Source organism: Portibacter marinus (assembly GCF_021533195.1).
GTDB classification, from domain to species: domain Bacteria; phylum Bacteroidota; class Bacteroidia; order Chitinophagales; family Saprospiraceae; genus Portibacter; species Portibacter marinus.
The window spans coordinates 127,453-148,608 of record NZ_JAJNKB010000004.1; the positions used below are offsets into that span (position 1 = coordinate 127,453).

Consider the following 21,156-nt stretch of genomic DNA (forward strand, 5'->3'; position numbering starts at 1 on the left):
TTTCGAACTAGCGGCGTGGAAAAAACCTATTAATTACTCACTCTTTCAGCCTCTTCCTCTAAACCGGTCTTACGCTTTCTTGATTTAACATTTGAATTCCCAAAACTGTAATTCAAACTCAAAGCTACCCTTCTGCTATCCCACTGACCATTTCCGGTCGCTGTCAGACCATTGAATTCAGAAGTTCCTTGCCATCCTGTTGTATAGAAAAGATCATTCGCACTTATCCTGACATTTAATTTTTCATCCAGAAATTTTTTCTGCAGTCCAATATTTAAACCCCACTGTGGTCCATATCTGAATACACCTCCCCAAACTCCTGGTCCGGAATAGTAACCGGATATTTCTCCTTTAAATCCATTGATCAAGGTAAAAGTCGATTGTTGAAAAACACTGTAGGTACCTGCTTGTACATCGACCACCGCTCCGTCTCCGTAATCTGCCTGATTATTGATATAGGCAGCGTTGAAATTGATATACATATTCCACCACTTTTGAATATCAATCGGAGCAGAGATATTCATGCTGTAAATCTGTTGTTCTGCCAGGTTCTCCCAGGTAATGAACCCAGCTTTGGGATTTTCATCATCAGGTGCGATTAAGCGCGTAATCTGGTCTGAAGTTTGGCTGTACGCCAATTTAAAATTATATCTATACATTAATGTGTAACCCAACTCAATATTGTTGACAATTTCAGGCCTCAGGAATGGATTTCCTTTCTGAAAAGACAGCTCACTCGACTGAATATTGAATGGGTTTAAAACGTCATAGTCCGGGCGATTGATTCTTCTTCCATAGTTCAATGACACTGTATTCATCTGATTCAATTGGTAGGTAAGACCCAACGAAGGGAAATAACTGATGTAATTGAAGTCTACCGGAGGTTCCTGCAACTCTGGCAAAAATGCCATCAAATTACCGGTTGCATCTGTATATTCAGCCCGAAGCCCTGAACTGAATGATAACTTCTCCGTTAGAGGCTGACCATAACTTAGATAAGCAGCATATACATTCTCACTATAGTCAAATTGATTAGAACGCCTTTCATTAAAAGTTCTTATCTCTTCTCTGAAATTGTAAAACAAGAAGGTATTATCGGTCCCTACAGAACTCAGTTTGGTCCCAACACCCAGTTTACCTTTTCCAATTTCCTTTTCATAATCTATCTTAAAGGTAGTGATGTCAATCTCAACCGGTGTTTCAAATGCGGTATTGATCACAGAAAGAACCGTAGTTCTTGTAGGGTCTAAATAGGTGTTAGGCTGGTTGTTATAACTATCGTTTCTGTATCTACCGTAGTCGAAATCGACATTAGCAGATTGACCCTTATCAGAAAATGCATAATTCACGTTGACATTGAGATTGTTTCTAGTAGTCTCTCTGAAGTTGTTTGCAGATAGTATACTGTCAATATCATTGGCTCCTCTATCCGCAATTTCAATGTTATTTGAGCTATTGTTGTCGGCTACACCACCTCCTCCTGAGAAAATAAAGCCAATGGTATGTTTTGGGCTGATAAAAAAGTCAGTACCTAGTTTGAAGTTACCCATGTTATAGTCTGTAATGTCTAGGTTATTTTCTTCTAACCTAAAGCCATTCTGAAGATTGGTGAAATTCATTTCATGGTATCGATCGCCAAAACCGCCACCAAGTGTTGCAAAGACATTCATCACTTTGTTTCTGTAATTTCCTGAAGCGTTAGAAGACGTTGTCATATACCTCCCCTGACTGACATTATATCCCACATTCCCATTATAACCCAGATTTTTGTCTTTCTTAAGCCTGATATCTATGATTCCAGCGTTCCCTTCTGCTTCATATTTTGCTCCCGGATTGGTGATGATATCAATTTGATCAATCTGCTCAGCCGGAAGATTCTGGAGATAGTTGGTCAGGTCGTCTCCAGTTAGCGGCAACCTGCGTCCATCTATATAGACCAATACGCCTGACCTGCTGAGTACTGAAATATTATCATTGTTATCTACTAAAACTCCCGGTGCTTTCCTCAATAGACCCATCGCATTATCTCCAGCCGAATTAATCGTTCCATCTACATTAAATACAGTACGATCGGGCTTGACTTCTACCAATACTCTTGAGGCTGTAATGACTGCTTCGTCAAGTTGGACAGTGGATGGTTCGAATGTTAGTTTTCCTAGATCTATGGCCTTATTATTCTCCTTAATGTCAATATTGGATCTGGTAATCTCCTGATAACCAATGTAAGTGGCTTTTAAAAAGTATGTTCCAAAAGGAATACCATTAAAATTAACTACACCTTGTTCATCGGTTGTTTCTATTTTAGCAATGGTGCTATCGGCACTCTTGTGCAAAACTACATTGGCAAATATGATGGGTTGTCCTTCGTTATCAATTAATAAGGCTTTTACCTGGCCGTCTTGTGCAGCGATAGAGATTGATAAGAAAGTCAGTAAAAATAAGTATAATGTACGCATAGTGAGATTTTCCATAGTGTAATACTCTGGTTTTTAAAAAAAGTTGCAAAATTTTTTAGACGGAAGGTGTTATCAAACTGATAAAGTGTATTAAAATTGGAACTTTTCTTGCACTAAATCTCTATTATTATATGTTGTATAGGGTACAATTCAAGCAAATACATCTTATGTTTATATAGTGTACTCTGTATAAGTGATTATATTTGTATGATAGGTACACCATTAAATCTATAATTGTTATGAAAAATATGTTTTCAAAAATTGTATTCCTTAGCTTTTTTGTTTTGTCAACAATAACGGCATTCGCACAGTCGGATTCCGAGTATCAAGCGCATCAGGAAGGCTGGTTGGTCAATCTGGACGAAGCTTATGAAATTTCAAAAAAGACAGGAAAGCCAATCCTTGCTAATTTCACAGGAAGTGATTGGTGTGGATGGTGTAAAAGATTGAGTGCCAATGTATTTGTTCATGATGAATTTAAGCAGTGGGCCAATGAAAATGTGGTTTTACTAGAATTGGACTTTCCAAGGAGATTTCAACTTCCTGTAAAATATAGACAACAGAATGCCAATTTGCAACAAGCATTTGGAGTTCGTGGGTATCCAACGATATGGGTTTTTAATTTGGATAAAAATGAAACCACCAATCAATTCAATATCGAAGCTTTGGGCAAAACGGGATATGCCAAAACAGTGGAAGATTTCACTTCCGGTGTAGATCAAATGATTGCTCGAAAAGAGGGAGAATAAATAAGGACTTGTAAATTAATACATTCTTACCACTGCAGTGTCAAGTCCGAAGGCACAAGACAAGTTCTGAATACACTGAGACAAGTCTTGCACCATTATTATCACAATGTTAATCTTCTACCTTAGGTCACTGGATTATTGATGGAGTTTAGTGAAGTACAATTCTTCTTTTATAAGGATTTGATTTCTTAAACCTAAGACTTCTTCACTTATTTCCAATTATCCTCTATTTTCGCGATCGTGAAAATTACTTCTCAGCAAGACATCATTAAAGCTTATCAGCAACGCATATTAGATCTGCAGCTGGAACTACAACAATATACGAAGTTAAGCACCCGATATTCTTACATTCGTCTGGCATTAGTTATTGTAGCCATTCCCATCATTTATCTTGTGTCACTGATCAATATCATTGCAGTGGTCGCTGGTTCACTTACAGTGATTATTCTATTTGTTCAGGCTGTTCTCCGTCAACAGAAATTTGATAAAAAGGTCCGGATTACTCAAAATCTAATTGACATCAATCAGAATGAGATCCAAAATCTGATCAGTTATACCAATATCTATTATCCTGGTGATCAATTTGAAAGCCCACATCATCCCTACTCTGACGATCTTGATCTTTTTGGAAGAAATAGCCTATACGCTCTCTTGAATCGCTGTCGAACATACGATGGTATTCATGCACTGGCCAAATCATTTCTGGTTAAACCAAGCATTGAGGAAGTTGATTTACGACAGAAGTCAATGCAAGAACTTGAAACCCAAACTCATTGGCGACAAGATTTTGCCCAGTCATTATTTGAAATAGAAGATGGTCACATTCGAAACCTTGCAGCTGAAATTGAAAATGAACTTAACCTTGACATGGGATTTGTTCAGTCAAATTGGTTGCAAAAGTATCTCCAATTCCTTCCTATTTTATGGGGGATGATAGCCCTCTGCTACTTTGTCGATGTTCAGTTGGCCAATTCGATACTCACTTTCTTTTTCTTTTTAAACCTCATCCTAACTTTGAGGAAAACCAAAGAAACTTCTGCTGTTCAAGCGCACCTTGCACAGGCAAGTTCTCTACTCAGAAACTTTCAAGAGGCGCTGAAACTCATCGTATCACAGCATTGGGAAACCACGTATCTGAAAAACAAAGTAAGTCACTTCAAAGGTGCTCATAATCTCAATGAGTCCATTTTGATATTAAGGCAACTACAAAACATTATAGACCACCTGGATTACCGATTGAATTTCATTCCAGCCATCATCTTGAATGGTTTCGTGCTTTGGGATTTCAGAGTCCTTCGAAGACTTAGTCAATGGAAAGAACAAAATCAGGGTATCTTAAAAGAGCTATTCCAATTCATAGGAGAGATGGAAGCGCTCACTTCGCTTGCGACCTTTTCTTACAATCACCCTCATTATTGCTATCCAGAAGTCCACCATCAATATTTTAAATTGAATGCTAAAAATATAAGACATCCACTCATTCCAAAATCTATGAATGTTGGAAATGACTTTCAAATTGATCGAACAGATCATTTGAATATCATTACTGGCTCTAACATGTCCGGAAAAAGTACCCTGTTAAGGACAATTGGAATCAACATGATTCTGGGCAATAGCGGCTGTAAGGTAGCTGCTGGCCAGTATAGCTATCCCATCGTCACTCTCATCACGTACATGCGTATAAAAGATGCCTTAGAGGAAAGTGTCTCAACCTTTAAAGCCGAATTGGACAGAATAGAACTTATTCTTCAAATCATAGAGCGCGATCCCAATTGTTTGATCCTAATCGACGAAATGCTGCGCGGTACCAATAGTAAAGACAAGCTCAAAGGATCCATTGGCATTGCTAAGAAACTACTTTCGAAAAAAACTTATGCCATGATTGCCACTCATGACATTAAGCTGGCAGAATTAAGCAATGAAATTGATCAGGGAATTGCTAATTACTACTTTGACATTGACTACGAAAAAGGTGATTTAGTATTTGATTACAAGGTAAAACAAGGCATTTGTCAAAATTTCAATGCCAGCTTTCTGCTGCAAAAAATGGGCATACCGATGGATAATCAACCAAAAGAAGATCAGACGCATTAAGACAGAACTAGTGTAAAAACAAAAAGTCCTATTCTTTCTCCAATCCCGGGCTCCTGTCTAAAAACTCATCATACAACAAGGTATGTCTACTCTCAATAGGCACTTTCCAACCGTTGATGAACAGATCCGTAATTTGAGTTTTTGTTTCAAATGGATCACCGTCAGACACAAACAAACTGGCCATTTTACCTTCTTCAATACTTCCATATTGATCAGCAACACCAAAAATTTCCGCTGGAACGATGGTCACCGCCTTTAACGCTTCTTCAATTCCCATTCCGTAAGCGGCTGCAAAGCCCGCATTAAAAGGTAGATTTCTTACATTTTCGGTTTCATTGGTTCTGATCGCAACTTTAATACCCGCTTTTTGCATCATTCCCGGATTAGTATAACTGGCGTCATAGGCAGCTTCAGCTCGACCTGGAACGGATAGGATGGGCCCCGTGATCACAGGATATCCAGCTTCCTTTAATTCGTCAACAACCCTGTAACCTTCTGCCACTCCTGTTAAAACAACTTTCAAGTCCTTCTTTTCCTTTAACCATTCTAAAGCGGCCAAAATATCTTTCTTTGAATTTACCTCCATCATCAATGTTCGCTTCCCTTCTACAACCGGTTTCATGGCCTCCATTTCCGGATTATAGTCTGCAACGGATTGTTCTGCATTCATCCTGGCATAGGCTTCCGCTTTCTTCCAGATATCATTAACAGTCTTCATTCTTTTATCAAAATCTTTCTTGATGTCCTCATCTGACCTGCGATCCCACCAGCCTCTTCGTCCTGACGACGGAAAATTCATGATCAAGCCATCGAAACCAGAATACATCTGTTCCGGTGTGTATCCTACCAAACTTATCAATGAGGAGGTACCTGGGAGGACTCCGCCAGTTGGTTTGGTTAAAACAGTGGTTACCCCACTAACTCTGGTTACGGGAATCAGCACAGAACTTGGATTTACGGCTGTTAAAGCTTCCACATGCGGATTGATGTCGCCTACTTCATTGTCATCGTTCGTCAACGAAACGGCACCTATCTCCACAATTCCCAAGCGCGTGCCCCCATCTATCATTCCAGGGTAAATATGTTTGCCTGCTACATCAATAACTTTAGCGCCGGATGGAGCTGTAATGTTTGTACCAATACTGGTGATTTTGCCATCTGAAATCAACACATCCGCTTCAATGTTACCATTGGTTACAGTGTGAACTGTTCCCCCTGAAAGAAGAAATGTGCCGTATTCAGATTTTTGAATTTGTTGTGCCCATATCACATTGGCACACAGAAAAGCTATAACTACATTTATATATAATCTCATTGTATTCTTATTTCTCAGTGAATAATTCCATCGCATCCCTCATACAACCGTCATGATCGTGATGACCTGCATCCAGTTCATAATAAGTAGAGATTTTTGCTTCAGGGTCAATATCGATCCTCATGTCTTTCGGATCCTCATTAATGTCAAAACGCACGATTCCATCTACGATGGTATATTGAGGGATGGTGTAGACTGATAGGGGGTGCTTATTAAATATGGCAACATCACCTTCCTTTCCAACCTCTATTGATCCCACTCTATCCTCGATCCCCAATTGCTTAGCAGGGTTAATAGTAATCAATGACAGCGCTTCATCATCTGTAAGACCACCATACCTCTGAGTCTTTGCAGCTTCGTGATACAAGTGTCTGATCAATTCACCTGAGTCGGAATTAATCGATGCAACTACTCCGTTTCTCAATAAAATAGCTGCATTGTATGCTGTGGAATAGTAGACTTCAAACTTATATGCCCACCAATCTGCAAACACTGAAGCTCCTGCTCCAAATTCAGCCAGCTCGGGAGCTACTTTAAAGCCTTCATTGACATGCTGAAAACACAATCTCTTGACACCAAAATCCTTACAGACATTCATGAGCATCAGAATCTCATCTGCCCTATAGGAATGACAATGGATGATAATATCTCCTTTAAGAATATCAGCAACCGTTTCTTTCTTAAGGTCATAAACTGGTGGCACCTTTGTTTTTCCGGAATTGTAGTTGTCCCAGGCTTCCATGTACTCCTGCGCTTCAGAAAATGATCTTCTGAAAACCTGCTCTACTCCCATCCTGGTACTTGGTGTTATCCCTCTACCCTCTCCATGAACCCTCATCGGATTTTCGCCTAAAGCAAACTTGATGGTTCTCGGTGCATCCTTCATCCTTAATTTATTCGGATCCATCACACCATATCGATGTTTGATCGTTTCACATTGTCCACCTATAGCATTTGCCGAACCGTGCATGGCATGGGATGAGGTCACACCTCCTGCCAAGGCCCGATATATAGATACATCGAAGGGATCCAGCGCATCACCAACCCAGACATGAGCTGTGCTTGGGTCTGTGGCCTCATTTACTGCATCCAAAGCAATATGTGAGTGAGCGTCAATAATTCCAGGCATCACAAACTGGTCCTTAGCATCAATAACCCTAACATCCGATCCCGCAGAAAGCCCTTCGCCTATACGTGCAATCTTACCATTTGTGATGAGCACGTCTGTATTTTCAAGGGTTCCATTGGTGACTGTTAGAACTGTCCCATTCTTAATGAGTACACTGCCAGTTTCCTGGGCCCACAAACCGAACACCATGAAAAGCAGTATTATATTTAAGTATATCTTCATTTTTATTGATTTTAATTTGATTTCGGATCACCGATACGATCACCCTTAATAGGAAATGCACCGAAAACTCCGGTATCAACTGTTCCTGAAATTTCACCATCTTCAACTGTTAAGCTGAACGTGAGATTTAACGATTGACCATCCTCCTGAACACTCAAAGGAAAAGAAACTGAATTACCATTTACCTTTACTGACTCGACTTCCTCTGATTCTCCATCATTTTCTACCGAAACTACATATTCGTCTCCATCCTTCTTGATGTTTATTTTCATGTCGCGTTCGTCTCCAGGTACCTCTAGCACACAATCATATAAACCTGTAATATCACCTTCTTTACCTGCTACTTTAGCTTTTTTCTTTTCAACATCATACTCGAATTGTTCACCTTCTACAAAAACATATTTGACTTTTGCATCTTCTTCAAAGTAAGGTGCTGTGGATATGACTAAATTTGCCATTTTACCTTTTTCCACGGTTCCCAAAATATTGGACACCCCTAACATTTCTGCCGGATTTACCGTTAGTGCGGCTAAAAGCTGGTCTTCAGTAATACCCTGCTCCATCATCAATTTCGCATTTTTCTTTAAATCCTTGGCTTTAATATCCTTTCCCGAAAGGCCGAATTTTACACCACTTTTAGCAAACATAGCAGCCTGTTCCTGATAATCCTTTATGGCTTCATCTCTCCTTGCCTTAAGTGCTTCCATTTCCGGGTCAATCTCCTCCTTTACCACTTCATCTTCTTCGGACTTTGCCTCATCATCCTTAGCTGAATCCTCTTTCTCTGCATCTACCTTCTTTTTATCTTTCTTGTCTTCGGATTCAGGAACTTCCATTGACAATACTACAGGTATACTTTTTTGCTTGATCACATCTATGAATGATGTTCCTTGCTTTACATTAACCAAAGCCATATTAAAATCCAGATCTGCCTGTAGCGTTAAAGCACGAGAAACATCTTTATACTTTTCAGCTTCCATAAATACAAGTTGTTTCTTATCAGCTGCTGGCATTAATGCACCCAGGCTCTTATCATAGGCTGGCCTGCTCATACCTACAGGATTTGAATCGTATGCAGACTGATGTTTCATGGCATATGAAGTTTGACGAAAAAGGTCACGATACTTAGCCATTACTCCGATAATCGTTGCCGGGTACATTCGGGAAGCACTTTGAAACGTACCAACCAATACCTTATCTTTTACGACAGTTGATTGACTGGCATCTTTTCCAGATAACAAAATCAATGATGCTTTACCAGGGAGCATGCCTTCTGCCGGTGCACTGAATGAAGCTGTGAAACCCTCGGCCCGCCAGTCAGAAATCGACTTAGCCCCGGAATCATACACGTCACTCAAACTTCGGTCCGGAGTGATACCCGCTCTGTCATTGGGAGGATTACCCGGATTCTTAACCCGCTCTTCATTTTTCTTTTCTTCCGCTTTCTTCTCTCCTGTGTTGTTATAAGCGTCTATAAATCCCGGATAAATGTATAATGAATCGGCATCTACAATAATCGCTTCTGGAGGAATGGCCACATTGGTTCCCACGGATATGATCACACCATCTTTGATGACCACTGTTCCCTTATCGATTGTTTTACCGGGACTTTGGGTGATATGAGCATTCTGAATCGCATAAGTACTGGATAGTTTTATGTCAATGTCATCTTGTGACTCAACTTGTCCAGCTATGAAAATAAGGACTATAATAGCCCACAATTTGCTTAGCATCTGGTTAGATTTTAAATGAGATCGGAAGGTAATAGAAATGATTTATAATTAATAATCGAAAATTAAAATTCCCATATATTATCTAAACTATTATCCACATCCCTTACCTTTCTAATTAAATTTATACCCAAATTTAGTATATGCGTTATCTTATATTGTTTTTAGTCCTCATATATGCTTGTGATCGCCCGAAAGATTTGGGCAATGCTGCTCCACCTGTTGAGGCTCCTTTTGAAGGTTTAGATACCATTGCCACGAACGATTGGTGGAACAGAGGCGAAAATCCGATCATTGATGTCAAAGTGCATAGAGACAGTGTCATCGCTTTTGGAATTTATACGGTTTCTAATCATATACTTAAAATGTCAGCTCAACTCTTTCCACTGTATCCTGAAGAGGTGCGAACAGTAAGGCTAGCCCTTAAAAAAAATGGAGAGTGGGTAGAAGTCCAGGAACAGAATGTGAATGATATAGGCTGGTCAGCTTTGTTTAGAATAAAAGACTGGGACGATTCGGTAAGCGTACCATATCGGTTATTACATGGTGAAGGTGCCACTTATGAAGGCGTGATCAGAGCAAATCCAGAAAGCAGTAATGAGATTCAACTTGCAGCTTTATCATGCAATAGTAATCACGACAGGGGAGATCGTGCGAACTATGTAAGAAACATCAACTACCAGGATCCTGACCTTATTTTCTTTGCTGGCGATCAATCTTATGACCACAAAGAACATACAGCAGCCTGGCTAAAATTTGGAATGCAATTCAGGGATCTTTTTAGAACCAGACCATGCATCACGATTCCTGATGACCATGATATTGGTCAAGGTAATATTTGGGGTGAAGGCGGAAAAAAAGCTTCTTCTATGGCTGGAAATGACGGAGGCTATTTTTTTGATCCAGATTATGTGAAAATGGTCGAACGTTGTCAGACCGCTCACTTGCCTGACCCTTATGATCCTTCTCCCATCCAGCAAGGAATAGGTGTATATTACACTGATCTTCAATGGGGTGGCATTGATTTCGCCATCATCGAAGATAGAAAATTTAAATCGGGACCGAATGGGAAAATACCTCAACAAGGTCCCAGACCTGACCATATTCGTAATCCGAATTATGATCCGGCTTCCATTGATCTTCCTGGGTTAGTTTTATTGGGAGAACGTCAACTTGATTTTTTAGGTCAATGGGGTAAAGAAAGACCTGAAATGATGAAAGCAGTCCTTTCTCAAACTGGATTTTGCGGCGGAGCTCACCTACATGGCTCAAAAGACAATAGGCTACATGCTGATCTTGACTCAAATGGCTGGCCACAATCCGGCAGAAATAAAGCTCTAAAATTGATTCAAGAGGCTGGTGCAATTCACATTGGTGGTGACCAACATATTTCTACAGTGATACAACACGGAATCGATGAATTCAGAGATGGCCCATGGGCATTTATAGTTCCTGCGTCGGTTAATGATTATTACGGAAGATGGTGGTGGCCAGAGGATGAACAGCCGGGACCGGGAGCCAATGATCGACTCCCATGGACAGGGGATTACATGGATGGTTTTAACAATAAGATTACCATGCATGCCTATGCGAATCCAGAAAATCAGGACAAGGGTGCAGGTTACGGCTTAATTATCTTTGACAAATCAGCGGATCAGGTCACTTTTGAATGTTGGCCCAGAACAGAGGATGTTTCATTGGAAGATGCTGAGCAGTTTCTAGGTTGGCCCTTAACAATATCCTTAAAATAAAATATCACCTGGCTATTCACCAGGTGATATAAAGTGCTGTCCATTAATACTAGATTTCTAATCGATATTGGTGAGATTGCATTTTGTTTTTTACCGTTACGTGGTAAATTCCTTTCTTGTAAAACCGAAGGTCAAACTGTTTTTGCAATCCAATATCCTTGGCAAATTTTTTCTCAAAAATGATGTCATTTGCATTATTTCTGATCACAATCTGAGGTCGATCTAAATCCTTCATCAACCAATTGACCCTTAGTTTTTTAGTTTCAGGTGTAAAATTAAAGTACGGCTTGAAACTTTTGACAACTGAAGATGCGTCCACTTTTGCAGTATTCTCACTAAAATTGATCTTGTAGTTTTTAACGAATAACTCATCTTCAATTAAGAGTGTATATTCTCCTTCCTTGTACTTCTTAAAATCAATATATTTTTCGAAAGAGCTTAATGCTTCATACTCGCTTTGATGAAGACATTTTTTCTTATCCCATATACTGATTTTGATCAGGCCACTACCTTTTGCGGTAATGAATAATTTAATTTCCTTGTTATTCTCTACTGACTCAATTTCAAGATTGGTGATTAACGCCGCATTTGAGCATAGTGTGAAGAAACAGAAAACGGCAATAATTGAACATTTTAAAGTTTTCATTTGAATGGTTTTTTGTGTGAAATAAAATTGTTCTCATCCTGGAGTAAAATCAGAAGGGAGAGAGGTTACCACTCAATGCCTTTTTTTTTCAAAAAGACGTAAATCAAAACCATAATTGCCAATAAAAAAATGAAAGCATATCTCGAAGTGAAGTTGCTGAATCTTAATCGTTCAGGATTACCTATGACGGTGAACCCTGACCACACATAGGGATGAAGCATCTCTCCTACATTAGTATCAAGGTATTCAATCTGAGCAGATTGAAGGGCCTTATCTTTTGTTTGTCCCCTTTTCAGATATTTATAAAATGAGGCGATAATTTGAGAGGTAGGCTCGTCCAACACGGACCACTGCGTTGCCAATACACTTTCTGAACCTGCAAAAAAGCAAGCATTGGCAAGACTTAACACTCCCTCTCCTCTATAATTCTTTCCTACATGTGTTTCACAGGCGCTCAATACCATCAACCTGGGAGAAAGGCTCAGTTGTGATAATTCACTTAAAAACAACCTCTCTTCGATATCATTACTAAATGCCAAAAAAGACTCATCCGGAAAGTCAGTATTAGACTTAGCATGCGTAGCCAGATGAACAATATCTTTATGGTCAATGCTTTTTAAAAAACTGCTTTTTGATGCTTGTTCTCCTCTCAAAATCGCACCTTTAATAAATTTTGATGCTTGATCAATTTCCTGATTATTGTAAAGTAATTCTCCCAGCTCAACTCTGCTGGCCCAAAAATCTCCCAATTCAGGTTGAGATTCAAATTTTGGAGCTACAAACAAAGCTTCTTGAATTAAATTGCTATTATCCTGACGATGTTGTAAAAACTTAAAGGTTGCTGATGGTGTATAGGAAATAGCATGTCTGGAGATAAGGTATTTCTCTTCTGCAATTTTCAATGCACTGAAAGGTAAACTATGCAACAGCCCAGAGCATGAAAAAATTAAGCGATCCCTCAATTGATCTTCAATTGGAGCCAGCAAGATTTGATAAAGTTCAATGGCTAGTTGGTCAATGTTGTTTTTTAAGGTGGAGATACTTTCAACAAACTGGTTTAATTTTTCAGCATATTCTTTTTTCTTAATTTTAAAGGTATGTGATGATTCACGTGTTGTGGAGATGACATAGAGGAAGGAATCACTTTCAAAGTAATTAACAAAAGTCTCGTCTTCACTCAATATTCCTTGAAAGTCCTCGTAGGATGGAATATTCCAGTTGTATTTCATTTCGAAATACAATTCATGCCTTTCTGCTATTATTTGTTTCAAAGAATCAAGCAAGCGCTGCTTTTCGAAAATTATTCCTTCTATCGAATCTTCTTCCATTCCACTCGTTGCTAAAAGCTGATTTCTCGTTTCCTGAATGATCTCATTGGTGGTTTTCTCTTCTAGCTGAAAAATGCTTTCATTTTCGGAAATATTGATCAATTGTTGATCTTTCCAGCTACGAAGCAAAATCACAGATTTACCCGATTCTATACTATAAAATACTTCGGCAAAGTGACCATTTTCTTCCAAGTTAATGTTGTTAAGCATGCTATTGCTGAGGTCAGCAGCTTTACCAGCAAAAAGGAGCTTGTCCTCTAAAGGATTGACATCCTTTAAAAACTGCGCTACAATCTGAAAGCCTTCATTCGCCATTTCAAACTTTTCGGATTGAGAAAGGATGCCGGGAATGGATATTTGATTTTGGACAGACTCAAGGTATATGCCTTTTAGATTATCTATCTCGACTTGTGAGAGATCCTTAAGCTCTTTTAATTGCGCATTCACATTAATTTGTATGACTTCATTCAATCGGCTGGCTTCTTGATATAAGCCGCATTCGATCAATGCTTCTACCATTTGCAAAGCTCTAAATTTCTCCTTCTCCTCATAAAATTCCTGATATCCACCCCATTTATTGATGATCTTCAATAACTTTTCTCTGGACTTACCTAACTCTCCTTCAGCCATGAGCAGTTTCGATTCTAAAACCAGAATTTCATAATCATCAATCCCAAAAATACTACTAAGGTACTTCAGATCTGTAATATGCATCCTCACTGAATCGTAATTGTTTAACTCAAGATGTATTTGACCTAATTCAAGATGTCCATAGAAGAGATGAGCTTGCTGATTTTCCTTCAATACGATCAAGTCATTCGCTATTGACAGTCGAATCTCAGCTTGCTTTTTAGCCTCGTGGATGTCTCCTATTTCAAGATATAAGTTCACGATAAAACCCCTTAACAATGATTCAACATTGATGGCTGCTATAAAATCATCCCTTTTCCTGGCTACCTGGATGGCATTCTCATAATGGTCAATCGCTGTATGGTAAAGACCAGATCGACTGTATTTCCTTCCCAATTCCAGGAAAATGGAAATCGCTGTTTGCTTCAAAATCTCAGTGGCAAATACAGAGTCATCCAGAAGTTGATGGGCCTCCTCTAAAAAGACCAGTGATTTAGAAAAATGGCCCATCTCTTCGAACACTTCCGACCACAGACTTTTGCTAATTAGATGAAAATTTAGCGATTCGGATGTAGATAATTTAGATTCTAATTCATTTACCTTCTGATCAAACTTTCCCATAAAATGGATGGCGTCATCATATGCTTCATGCTTCATGGCAAGGGTGAACATATCTTTATTCCTTATTAAGCCTTCAGCGTAGTGCTCACAATTTATAAACTTTTGCGCCGATTGATCTAGGTACGCAATTTTAGAAGCATAGTCCTCCATTTGATGCAATCCCGCTTTGTGAATGGTACGCATTTGCTTCAATGAATCACAATCGTTTTGAGCGGAGAGTAGTGAAAATGAAAGCAGAAATGCCAATAAGATCTTCATCAGTTTGAAACTTCTATTCTAATACGATAATTGATCGCATTTCTCTCCTCTTTAAATTCTATGAAGTATTCATCGGTTGGATAATCACCTTCCAAGATAAATGGGTAGATGTAACCACCTTCCTCTAGTTGCTTTTCGCTTTCCTTATTAATGTAGCCAATATTTTCTCCATCCGTAGTTATGATGGTAAATTCTTGTAAAGGATAAACGGAAAAAACGTCATCATCGTTATTTAGCATGAATACAGTACAGCATGGAGTTTGCCCCTTACATTCACTCAAATTAGGTCGTCCGGCGCAACAATAACAGTGTTCTTCATCCTCCTCTTCTTCTTTATGCAGAGTAATGATGTCATTACCATTACTTAAAGTGGCAAAGAGCAAATCAATACTTTCATCGAGATAGGGACTCTGGATAGAGGTATCTTGCTGAATCTTTTGGTATAACTGGTTGGCTTCCTGCACATAGTACATTTGCTTCAGATTGAGAACTGAAACATCATAAGAATCCGAGGTTTTTTTATCAAATGCACATGCTAAAACAAAGAATAAGGTAACAATAAGATAAATTGAGGCTTTCATAATTGGTTGGTTTTTAATGAAGAATTTGCTTAAAAGTTAAGCATAAATAAAGTCTTAATGAAATTCTTAAATAGTCTAATTACAACTTAGGTATCTTGGAATGATTAAAAAGTTACCTTAAATTGAATAATATTCAGATTTAATGGAAACCTTTTCGGAGCCCTAATACACCCTAATGCAATTGAGTTATTCAAATGATGAAGTTTTTCAGCTCATTAAAGCTGGTGGTAAAAAGCAAGATCTAATCATAGAATGGCTGTATTCAACTAGTGGATGGACTGCAGTGGCGAGGCGCGCTTTAAGTAAGATGGGAGCTTATGACAATATGAAGGACGATTGTATTCAAGAGGGCATCATCAGTCTAATTGTAGATGTAGAAAGAAATAAAATCAGAGATCCATCAGCGTTGAAATCGTATTTTATTCAAACTTGTAAAAATATGTGGCTCAATCAATACAATAGAGATAAAAGGAGAAAAGAGATCATCAGTGACCACTATGATAAAGATACTGACAACGAAAACCAACATGAAAAAATGGAAAATGCAGAAATCTGGAAGCACATCGACACCATCCTTGATCAATTAGGAAAAAAATGTAAAGAAGTATTAAAGCTATGGTCGATGGGGTTTAGCCACGAAGAAATCGCACAAAAAATTGGTTATGAATCCGCAAATGTTTCCAAAAAAACCAAAAGCCTTTGCATTAAACAGTTAAAAGCAATGGGATTTAGTAAAGAATCTTGGATGTTTTAATAATGGATCAAGAAAATGACATACAATTCAGGAAATACTTCGAAGGCTCTTTGAGCACGGATGAGAAGAAAGAATTCGAAGCCCAGCTGGCATCTGATGATGCCTTTAGAATGGATTATGAAGATTATCAGTTAGGACAACTAGCTGGTGAGAGGCTCCACTATCTGGAGGTGAAAAATAGGGTAAGAAAAGTACGATCAAGAACGCAACTAAAAGTAGAAAAGCAAAGTAGCCTCAAAAAATTAAAATATTGGATAACGCTTGCTGCATCTACTGCTGCTATCGTTGCTTTCTTCACCATCTCAACGATTAGAAATGCTGATCCGAATGTTCTCTACGCTAAGTACTATGAGCCGCCTACCGTCAGTATTAATAGGGCAGCAGATGAAGAGCAGTTTGACAAAAATCAATTGATCTCAGCATATCAGAACAATGATTTCAAAACAGTGATCAATAATTTTGAGCGACTAGATTCCGTGGATCAATCCTCTCTTCGGATGCGGAGAATGTTAGCCCACGCTTTTCATAATACCAATAACAATATCGAGGCTATAAAAATTTTACAAGAAACTTCCGCACGAGGTTCTACTGATGAAAAGGTTTTAGACCAATGGTATCTCGGACTTATTCATGTGCAGGAAGGGCAAATGGATTCAGCAGTTTATTATCTGGAAGAAGTAGTGAGGGTGGATTCTTTTCTATACCATAAAAATGCTGAGAGGTTGCTTAATGCAATTATAAAAGACAACTAGTGTTACATTTACCGCCATATTTAAAAATTAATCAACAACCCTACTCCACCGTCTTTTGCACCAACATTCAGAATCATATCTTGTATTTCTGACGTCCTTTGATTATTCAGAAAATAGGCCACCAGATCAAACGTAAATAGGAAAGCACCCTGAACAACAATGCTATTCCCAAAACCTTTAAGTCGCTCCTGATGCTTGCTGGCATTTTTAGAACGCTCTCGCAAATAGAGTCCTCCGGCCACGTAGCCTACATCCAGGCCTGCATTGAAAAGAAAAGCCTTACTCATGCCTAAATTTTTATTAAGTAAGCTCATTCCTATAGGTTCATCCAGATCGAAGCTTCGAGCTCCCAAATATCCGGCAATGGCCAGTCCGGTATTGATCGCTCCCCAACCCAGGTTCATTTGGTGAAAGTGTTTCGCAGTTCCTTCCGAGGTAGCTATTCCTATTCCACCAGTCAAAATATTAGCCGCTCCCCATCCTCCCAAAACCAACATGGCTCTTTTCTGAAATTGTTGCTGATCAGAAATCAATGGTTGCCAATCCGATTGTGCAATCATATCATTTGGCAATAGGAAGATGACGCCGATGATCAGGAGAAGGAAATAGTTTGTGCGCATAATGGAATTGGTCATTATTTCATGTTTCCAAATAAACAGAAATTCAGTCAATACTGTTCGGGCTCCCGTTCAGCCCATTGACCTAAAAACAGAAACTAAAGCAGCTCATTTGCAAGATTTGCTAATTCGGAACGCTCTCCCTTTTCAAGTTTGATATGAGCAAAGATTTTATTACCCTTGAATCGATCGATTAGGTAACTTAATCCATTACTGTGAGCATCCATATAGGGCGAGTCTATCTGATAAATGTCCCCCGTAAAGATGATCTTAGTGCCTTCTCCCGCTCTGGTAATAATCGTTTTCATCTCATGAGGTGTCAGGTTTTGAGCTTCATCAATGATGAAAATAACATTGGACAAACTTCTTCCCCGAATAAAGGTCAATGCTGTCAGACTCAATTGGCCACTTTCCTGTAGATCTTCTAGTGCTTTACTTTTTCGTTCATTTTCCCTAAACTGAGATTTAATGAACTTCAAATTATCCCAGAGAGGCTGCATGTAAGGCGAAATCTTATCTTCAGCATCACCCGGCAGAAATCCAATGTCTCGATTACTTAATGGAACAATGGGTCTTGATAGGATAATCTGATTAAACTTCGTTTTTTGTTCTAGCGCGGCTGCCAAAGCAAGAAGTGTTTTTCCCGATCCTGCGACACCCTGGAGTGCGATCAATTTAATATCGTCATTCATCAAGGCATCCATTGCGAAAGTCTGACCAGCATTCTTCGGTTTTACACCATAAGCATACTTTTTATCCACCCGGTGTAAGGAATCTGTCACTTCGTCATATCGGGCTAAAGCAGTTTCAGTACAATTATTGAGGATGTAGTAGCCATTCGCCAGCTTGGAACCATTCAATATGCCGCTTTCAGGAATGGTTTTCTTCTGATAAAGGTCTCTAATGATTTCAGAGGAGAGATTATGAAATTCAGGAGTCTTATTAGAAATATCAGCCAGGTCTTCCACCTTGCCGGTTTGATAATCTTCGGCACCTAAACCAAGAGCCCTGGCTTTCAGTCGTAAATTGATGTCTTTAGTAACCAGAATCACCTTCCTGCTTCGTGACTTTTCGTGTAAGCTTAAGGCCACATTCAGAATGGTATGATCATTTTTAATCGAACCGAAAACGTGTTCAGCATTGGTACGAAGATTAGCAGGAGGGGCTACGATTTTGATATTACCTTTTTTACTCCCTAAGCTCTTCCAGTTATTTAATCCGGTCTTGCCTGAGAGTTCATCCAATAAGCGAACAACCATTCTCGCTTCAAAATTCTTAGTCTCCGTACCCACCTTAAAGTTATCAAGCTCTTCCAACACTGTGATGGGAATCACGACATCGTGCTCTTCAAAATTATTAATGGCATTATGGTCGAAAAGTAAAACGGATGTGTCAAGTACGAAAAGTTTCCTGGATCTCTGCTGCGTCATATTAAAACTTTCAATAATATTACAAAATAATCTAATAAGTCGAGCGTATTCACAAAAATTAATCTGGATTTTATGCGATTCGCTATTTCAATTTCTCAAATTCATTATTTTTGACCCACGATAAAATAATTGATTAATAAATGAATACATATTATATATCTTTATAATTTGTAAAAAAATCTTTTTCGTTGGTACAAAAAAAGGTTCAAAAGAATTTAAATTGGCTGAATGATTCAAGAAGTCGAATCATTCTCATATTTGTATTGGGATTTGTTCTTTATGCCAATACATTGACGCACGATTTTACCCTGGATGATGCCATTGTCATTACCGATAATGAATTTACTCAGAAAGGCTTTGCCGGACTCAAAGACATTTTCACAAAGGATACCTTTCATGGTTTTTTTGGTGAAGCGGGAAAGGACAAACTTGTTTCCGGAGGCCGCTATCGTCCATTTACCTTAGCTATGTTTGCCATTGAGCATGCTATTTTCGGAAACAATCCTTTTATCCATAGATTCATTAATATCCTACTGTATGGATTGTTATCCGTGCTCATTTATCTGTTTTGCAATCGCATTTTCAGTCAAAAATTTGATGTTCAGGTAGCTGGAATCCTTGCATTCGCTATTTCATTGCTTTTTATTGCCCATCCCATTCATACCGAAGCGGTCACTAATATTAAGGGAAGAGACGAAATTATGGCTATGCTGGGATCACTGGCAGCTCTATTTATCCTGGTCAGAAAGGGGTTTGAAGATCTGGAAATCAAAGATTATGTTCTCTCTTCATTATTGTTTTTAGTGGCCCTTTTATCTAAAGAAAATGCCATCACATTTGTTGCTGTGGCCCCTTTAGTGGCTTTCGTGTTTTATAAAAATCCGCTTAAAACCGGTTTCCTTTTTTTAGCAACGGCCGTCCTTTTCCTGGTGATCAGAACTGCAGTAATCGGTTTTGATTTGGGAGCTGCCCCATCAGCAGAATTCATGAACAATCCATATTTAAAAGTGGAGAGTGGTCAATATGTACCCTTTACGACCAGTGAAAAATTAGCCACCATATTTCATACCCTTTTGAAATACATTCAACTGTTGTTCGTGCCATGGCCACTGACTCATGACTATTACCCCGGGCACATTGGCCTCAAAACATGGAGCAGTCCCACCGCTGTGCTAGGTCTCCTGGTATATTTGGCACTTGCAATAGCCTCTGTTGTTGGAATTTGGAGGAAAAAGACATGGGCTTTTTTTACTGCTTATTACCTGGTCACGATCAGCATCGTTTCAAATTTGGTATTTCCAATCGGAACTCATATGTCAGAGCGGTTTGTATTTATGCCATCTCTTGGCTTTGCTGGCGTCTTGTCCATTTTAATCTTTAAATTAGATCGCAGATTAGCCTTTGCAGGATTGTTTCTCATTATTGGCCTTTATTCATTTGGAACCATTAAAAGAAATGCAGTCTGGAAAGATAATTTCACACTTTTCACCACGGATGCGTTGACGTCAGTGAATAGTGCCAAGGTAAATAATGCAGCGGGTGGTGCCATTAGTGATCACGTGAAGGAGATGCCTGATTCACCAGAGAAAACAGCATTGATCGAAAGAGGTCACGAACATCTAAGTAGGGCATTGGAGATACACCCTAATTACGTCAATGCCTATCTGCTCAAAGGCAATCTTTATTTTTATCAGGAGAAGTTTGATGAGGCCATAGCCATGTATGACATGTCTCTTCGTTTGGATCCTAACTATGCAGATGCCTTGAGAAACAAATTTCTTGCACTAAGATCTGCAGGCAGATACCAGGGTGAAAAGCTCAATAACTTAAGTAAGTCATTAGAATATCTGGAAAGGGCTATCGAAATGCAACCCAATGACTTTGAAACCAACCGCTTACTGGGTACTTGCTACGGAATCATGGGAAAACACGAACTTGCACTAAAATATTTTAAAAAATGTTCCGAATTACAACCAAATAACGGTGCCATCTTCGTTAATTTAGCGAAGGCCTACCAATTTGTAGGTGAAGAAGAAAAAGCGCAACAAGCAGCTGCTCGAGCGCAGGAACTTGGGTCAACACTTTAAAATTAA

The 21,156-nt window shown here is 39.0% G+C and carries 15 protein-coding genes; 6 read left to right on the top strand and 9 right to left on the bottom strand.

The annotated features are described in order from the left end of the window. Positions 1-29: 29 nt before the first annotated feature. Entirely contained in the window at positions 30-2,456 is a 2,427-nt protein-coding gene (locus tag L2567_RS11595; RefSeq protein WP_235297939.1) for an outer membrane beta-barrel family protein, read from the bottom strand. A gap of 284 nt (positions 2,457-2,740) precedes the next feature. Between L2567_RS11595 and L2567_RS11600 the strand changes: the two genes are divergently transcribed. Together L2567_RS11600 and L2567_RS21140 are read left to right on the top strand one after the other, a co-directional pair. Continuing rightward, positions 2,741-3,205, top strand: a complete 465-nt coding sequence (locus L2567_RS11600) for a thioredoxin family protein (protein ID WP_235297940.1) — start codon at positions 2,741-2,743, stop codon at positions 3,203-3,205. A 240-nt stretch (positions 3,206-3,445) separates the two neighbouring features. Beyond that, entirely contained in the window at positions 3,446-5,299 is a 1,854-nt protein-coding gene (locus L2567_RS21140) for a MutS-related protein (RefSeq protein ID WP_235297941.1), read from the top strand. A gap of 28 nt (positions 5,300-5,327) precedes the next feature. On the opposite strand, the gene L2567_RS11610 is transcribed toward L2567_RS21140, so the two are convergent. From L2567_RS11610 to L2567_RS11620, 3 genes are read right to left on the bottom strand one after another with little or no spacing between them, the layout of a single operon-like run. Continuing rightward, positions 5,328-6,614, bottom strand: a complete 1,287-nt coding sequence (locus L2567_RS11610) for an amidohydrolase family protein (RefSeq protein WP_235297942.1) — start codon at positions 6,612-6,614, stop codon at positions 5,328-5,330. Between the two features lie 7 nt (positions 6,615-6,621). After that, a complete protein-coding gene (locus L2567_RS11615) occupies positions 6,622-7,965 on the bottom strand; it encodes an amidohydrolase (RefSeq protein WP_235297943.1) in 1,344 nt (447 codons plus the stop codon). Between the two features lie 11 nt (positions 7,966-7,976). Continuing rightward, on the bottom strand, positions 7,977-9,698 hold the full coding sequence (locus L2567_RS11620) for an amidohydrolase family protein (protein WP_235297944.1): 1,722 nt from the start codon (positions 9,696-9,698) through the stop codon (positions 7,977-7,979). Positions 9,699-9,838: 140 nt separating this feature from the next. Here L2567_RS11620 and L2567_RS11625 point away from each other — a divergent pair, with 140 nt between their 5' ends. After that, positions 9,839-11,446 (top strand): metallophosphoesterase family protein, encoded by a 1,608-nt coding sequence (locus L2567_RS11625; RefSeq protein ID WP_235297945.1) that lies wholly within the window; start codon positions 9,839-9,841, stop codon positions 11,444-11,446. Positions 11,447-11,495: 49 nt separating this feature from the next. Here the strand turns inward: L2567_RS11625 and L2567_RS11630 are convergent, their stop codons facing one another. The 3 genes from L2567_RS11630 to L2567_RS11640 form a co-directional block, all read right to left on the bottom strand. Continuing rightward, positions 11,496-12,092: a hypothetical protein gene (locus tag L2567_RS11630; protein WP_235297946.1), complete on the bottom strand. Its 597-nt coding sequence runs from the start codon at positions 12,090-12,092 to the stop codon at positions 11,496-11,498. Positions 12,093-12,157: 65 nt separating this feature from the next. After that, on the bottom strand, positions 12,158-14,929 hold the full coding sequence (locus tag L2567_RS11635) for a CHAT domain-containing protein (protein WP_235297948.1): 2,772 nt from the start codon (positions 14,927-14,929) through the stop codon (positions 12,158-12,160). Further along, positions 14,929-15,510 carry a hypothetical protein gene (locus L2567_RS11640; RefSeq protein ID WP_235297949.1) on the bottom strand — a complete coding sequence of 194 codons (582 nt, stop codon included), beginning with the start codon at positions 15,508-15,510 and terminating at the stop codon, positions 14,929-14,931. Before L2567_RS11640 ends, L2567_RS11635 begins: the two co-directional genes overlap by 1 nt. A 175-nt stretch (positions 15,511-15,685) precedes the next feature. Between L2567_RS11640 and L2567_RS11645 the strand changes: the two genes are divergently transcribed. Continuing rightward, positions 15,686-16,264 carry a sigma-70 family RNA polymerase sigma factor gene (locus tag L2567_RS11645; RefSeq protein WP_235297950.1) on the top strand — a complete coding sequence of 193 codons (579 nt, stop codon included), beginning with the start codon at positions 15,686-15,688 and terminating at the stop codon, positions 16,262-16,264. Between the two features lie 2 nt (positions 16,265-16,266). Next, positions 16,267-17,016, top strand: a complete 750-nt coding sequence (locus L2567_RS11650; protein ID WP_235297951.1) for a hypothetical protein — start codon at positions 16,267-16,269, stop codon at positions 17,014-17,016. Positions 17,017-17,036: 20 nt separating this feature from the next. Here the strand turns inward: L2567_RS11650 and L2567_RS11655 are convergent, their stop codons facing one another. Then, complete coding sequence (locus L2567_RS11655; RefSeq protein WP_235297952.1) at positions 17,037-17,651, bottom strand: DUF6992 family protein; 615 nt, start codon at positions 17,649-17,651, stop codon at positions 17,037-17,039. An 80-nt stretch (positions 17,652-17,731) separates the two neighbouring features. Then, positions 17,732-19,063: a PhoH family protein gene (locus tag L2567_RS11660; protein ID WP_235297953.1), complete on the bottom strand. Its 1,332-nt coding sequence runs from the start codon at positions 19,061-19,063 to the stop codon at positions 17,732-17,734. A gap of 188 nt (positions 19,064-19,251) precedes the next feature. On the opposite strand from L2567_RS11660, the gene L2567_RS11665 reads away from it, so the two are divergent. After that, on the top strand, positions 19,252-21,150 hold the full coding sequence (locus L2567_RS11665) for a tetratricopeptide repeat protein (RefSeq protein ID WP_235297954.1): 1,899 nt from the start codon (positions 19,252-19,254) through the stop codon (positions 21,148-21,150). Positions 21,151-21,156 lie beyond the last annotated feature (6 nt).

Coding starts and splice junctions, on each gene's coding strand:
- L2567_RS11595 (WP_235297939.1), bottom strand. CDS start 2,456: ATGCGTACATTATACTTATTTTTACTGACTTTCTTATCAATCTCTATC.
- L2567_RS11610 (WP_235297942.1), bottom strand. CDS start 6,614: ATGAGATTATATATAAATGTAGTTATAGCTTTTCTGTGTGCCAATGTG.
- L2567_RS11615 (WP_235297943.1), bottom strand. CDS start 7,965: ATGAAGATATACTTAAATATAATACTGCTTTTCATGGTGTTCGGTTTG.
- L2567_RS11620 (WP_235297944.1), bottom strand. CDS start 9,698: ATGCTAAGCAAATTGTGGGCTATTATAGTCCTTATTTTCATAGCTGGA.
- L2567_RS11625 (WP_235297945.1), top strand. CDS start 9,839: ATGCGTTATCTTATATTGTTTTTAGTCCTCATATATGCTTGTGATCGC.
- L2567_RS11630 (WP_235297946.1), bottom strand. CDS start 12,092: ATGAAAACTTTAAAATGTTCAATTATTGCCGTTTTCTGTTTCTTCACA.
- L2567_RS11635 (WP_235297948.1), bottom strand. CDS start 14,929: ATGAAGATCTTATTGGCATTTCTGCTTTCATTTTCACTACTCTCCGCT.
- L2567_RS11640 (WP_235297949.1), bottom strand. CDS start 15,510: ATGAAAGCCTCAATTTATCTTATTGTTACCTTATTCTTTGTTTTAGCA.
- L2567_RS11645 (WP_235297950.1), top strand. CDS start 15,686: ATGCAATTGAGTTATTCAAATGATGAAGTTTTTCAGCTCATTAAAGCT.
- L2567_RS11650 (WP_235297951.1), top strand. CDS start 16,267: ATGGATCAAGAAAATGACATACAATTCAGGAAATACTTCGAAGGCTCT.
- L2567_RS11655 (WP_235297952.1), bottom strand. CDS start 17,651: ATGACCAATTCCATTATGCGCACAAACTATTTCCTTCTCCTGATCATC.
- L2567_RS11660 (WP_235297953.1), bottom strand. CDS start 19,063: ATGACGCAGCAGAGATCCAGGAAACTTTTCGTACTTGACACATCCGTT.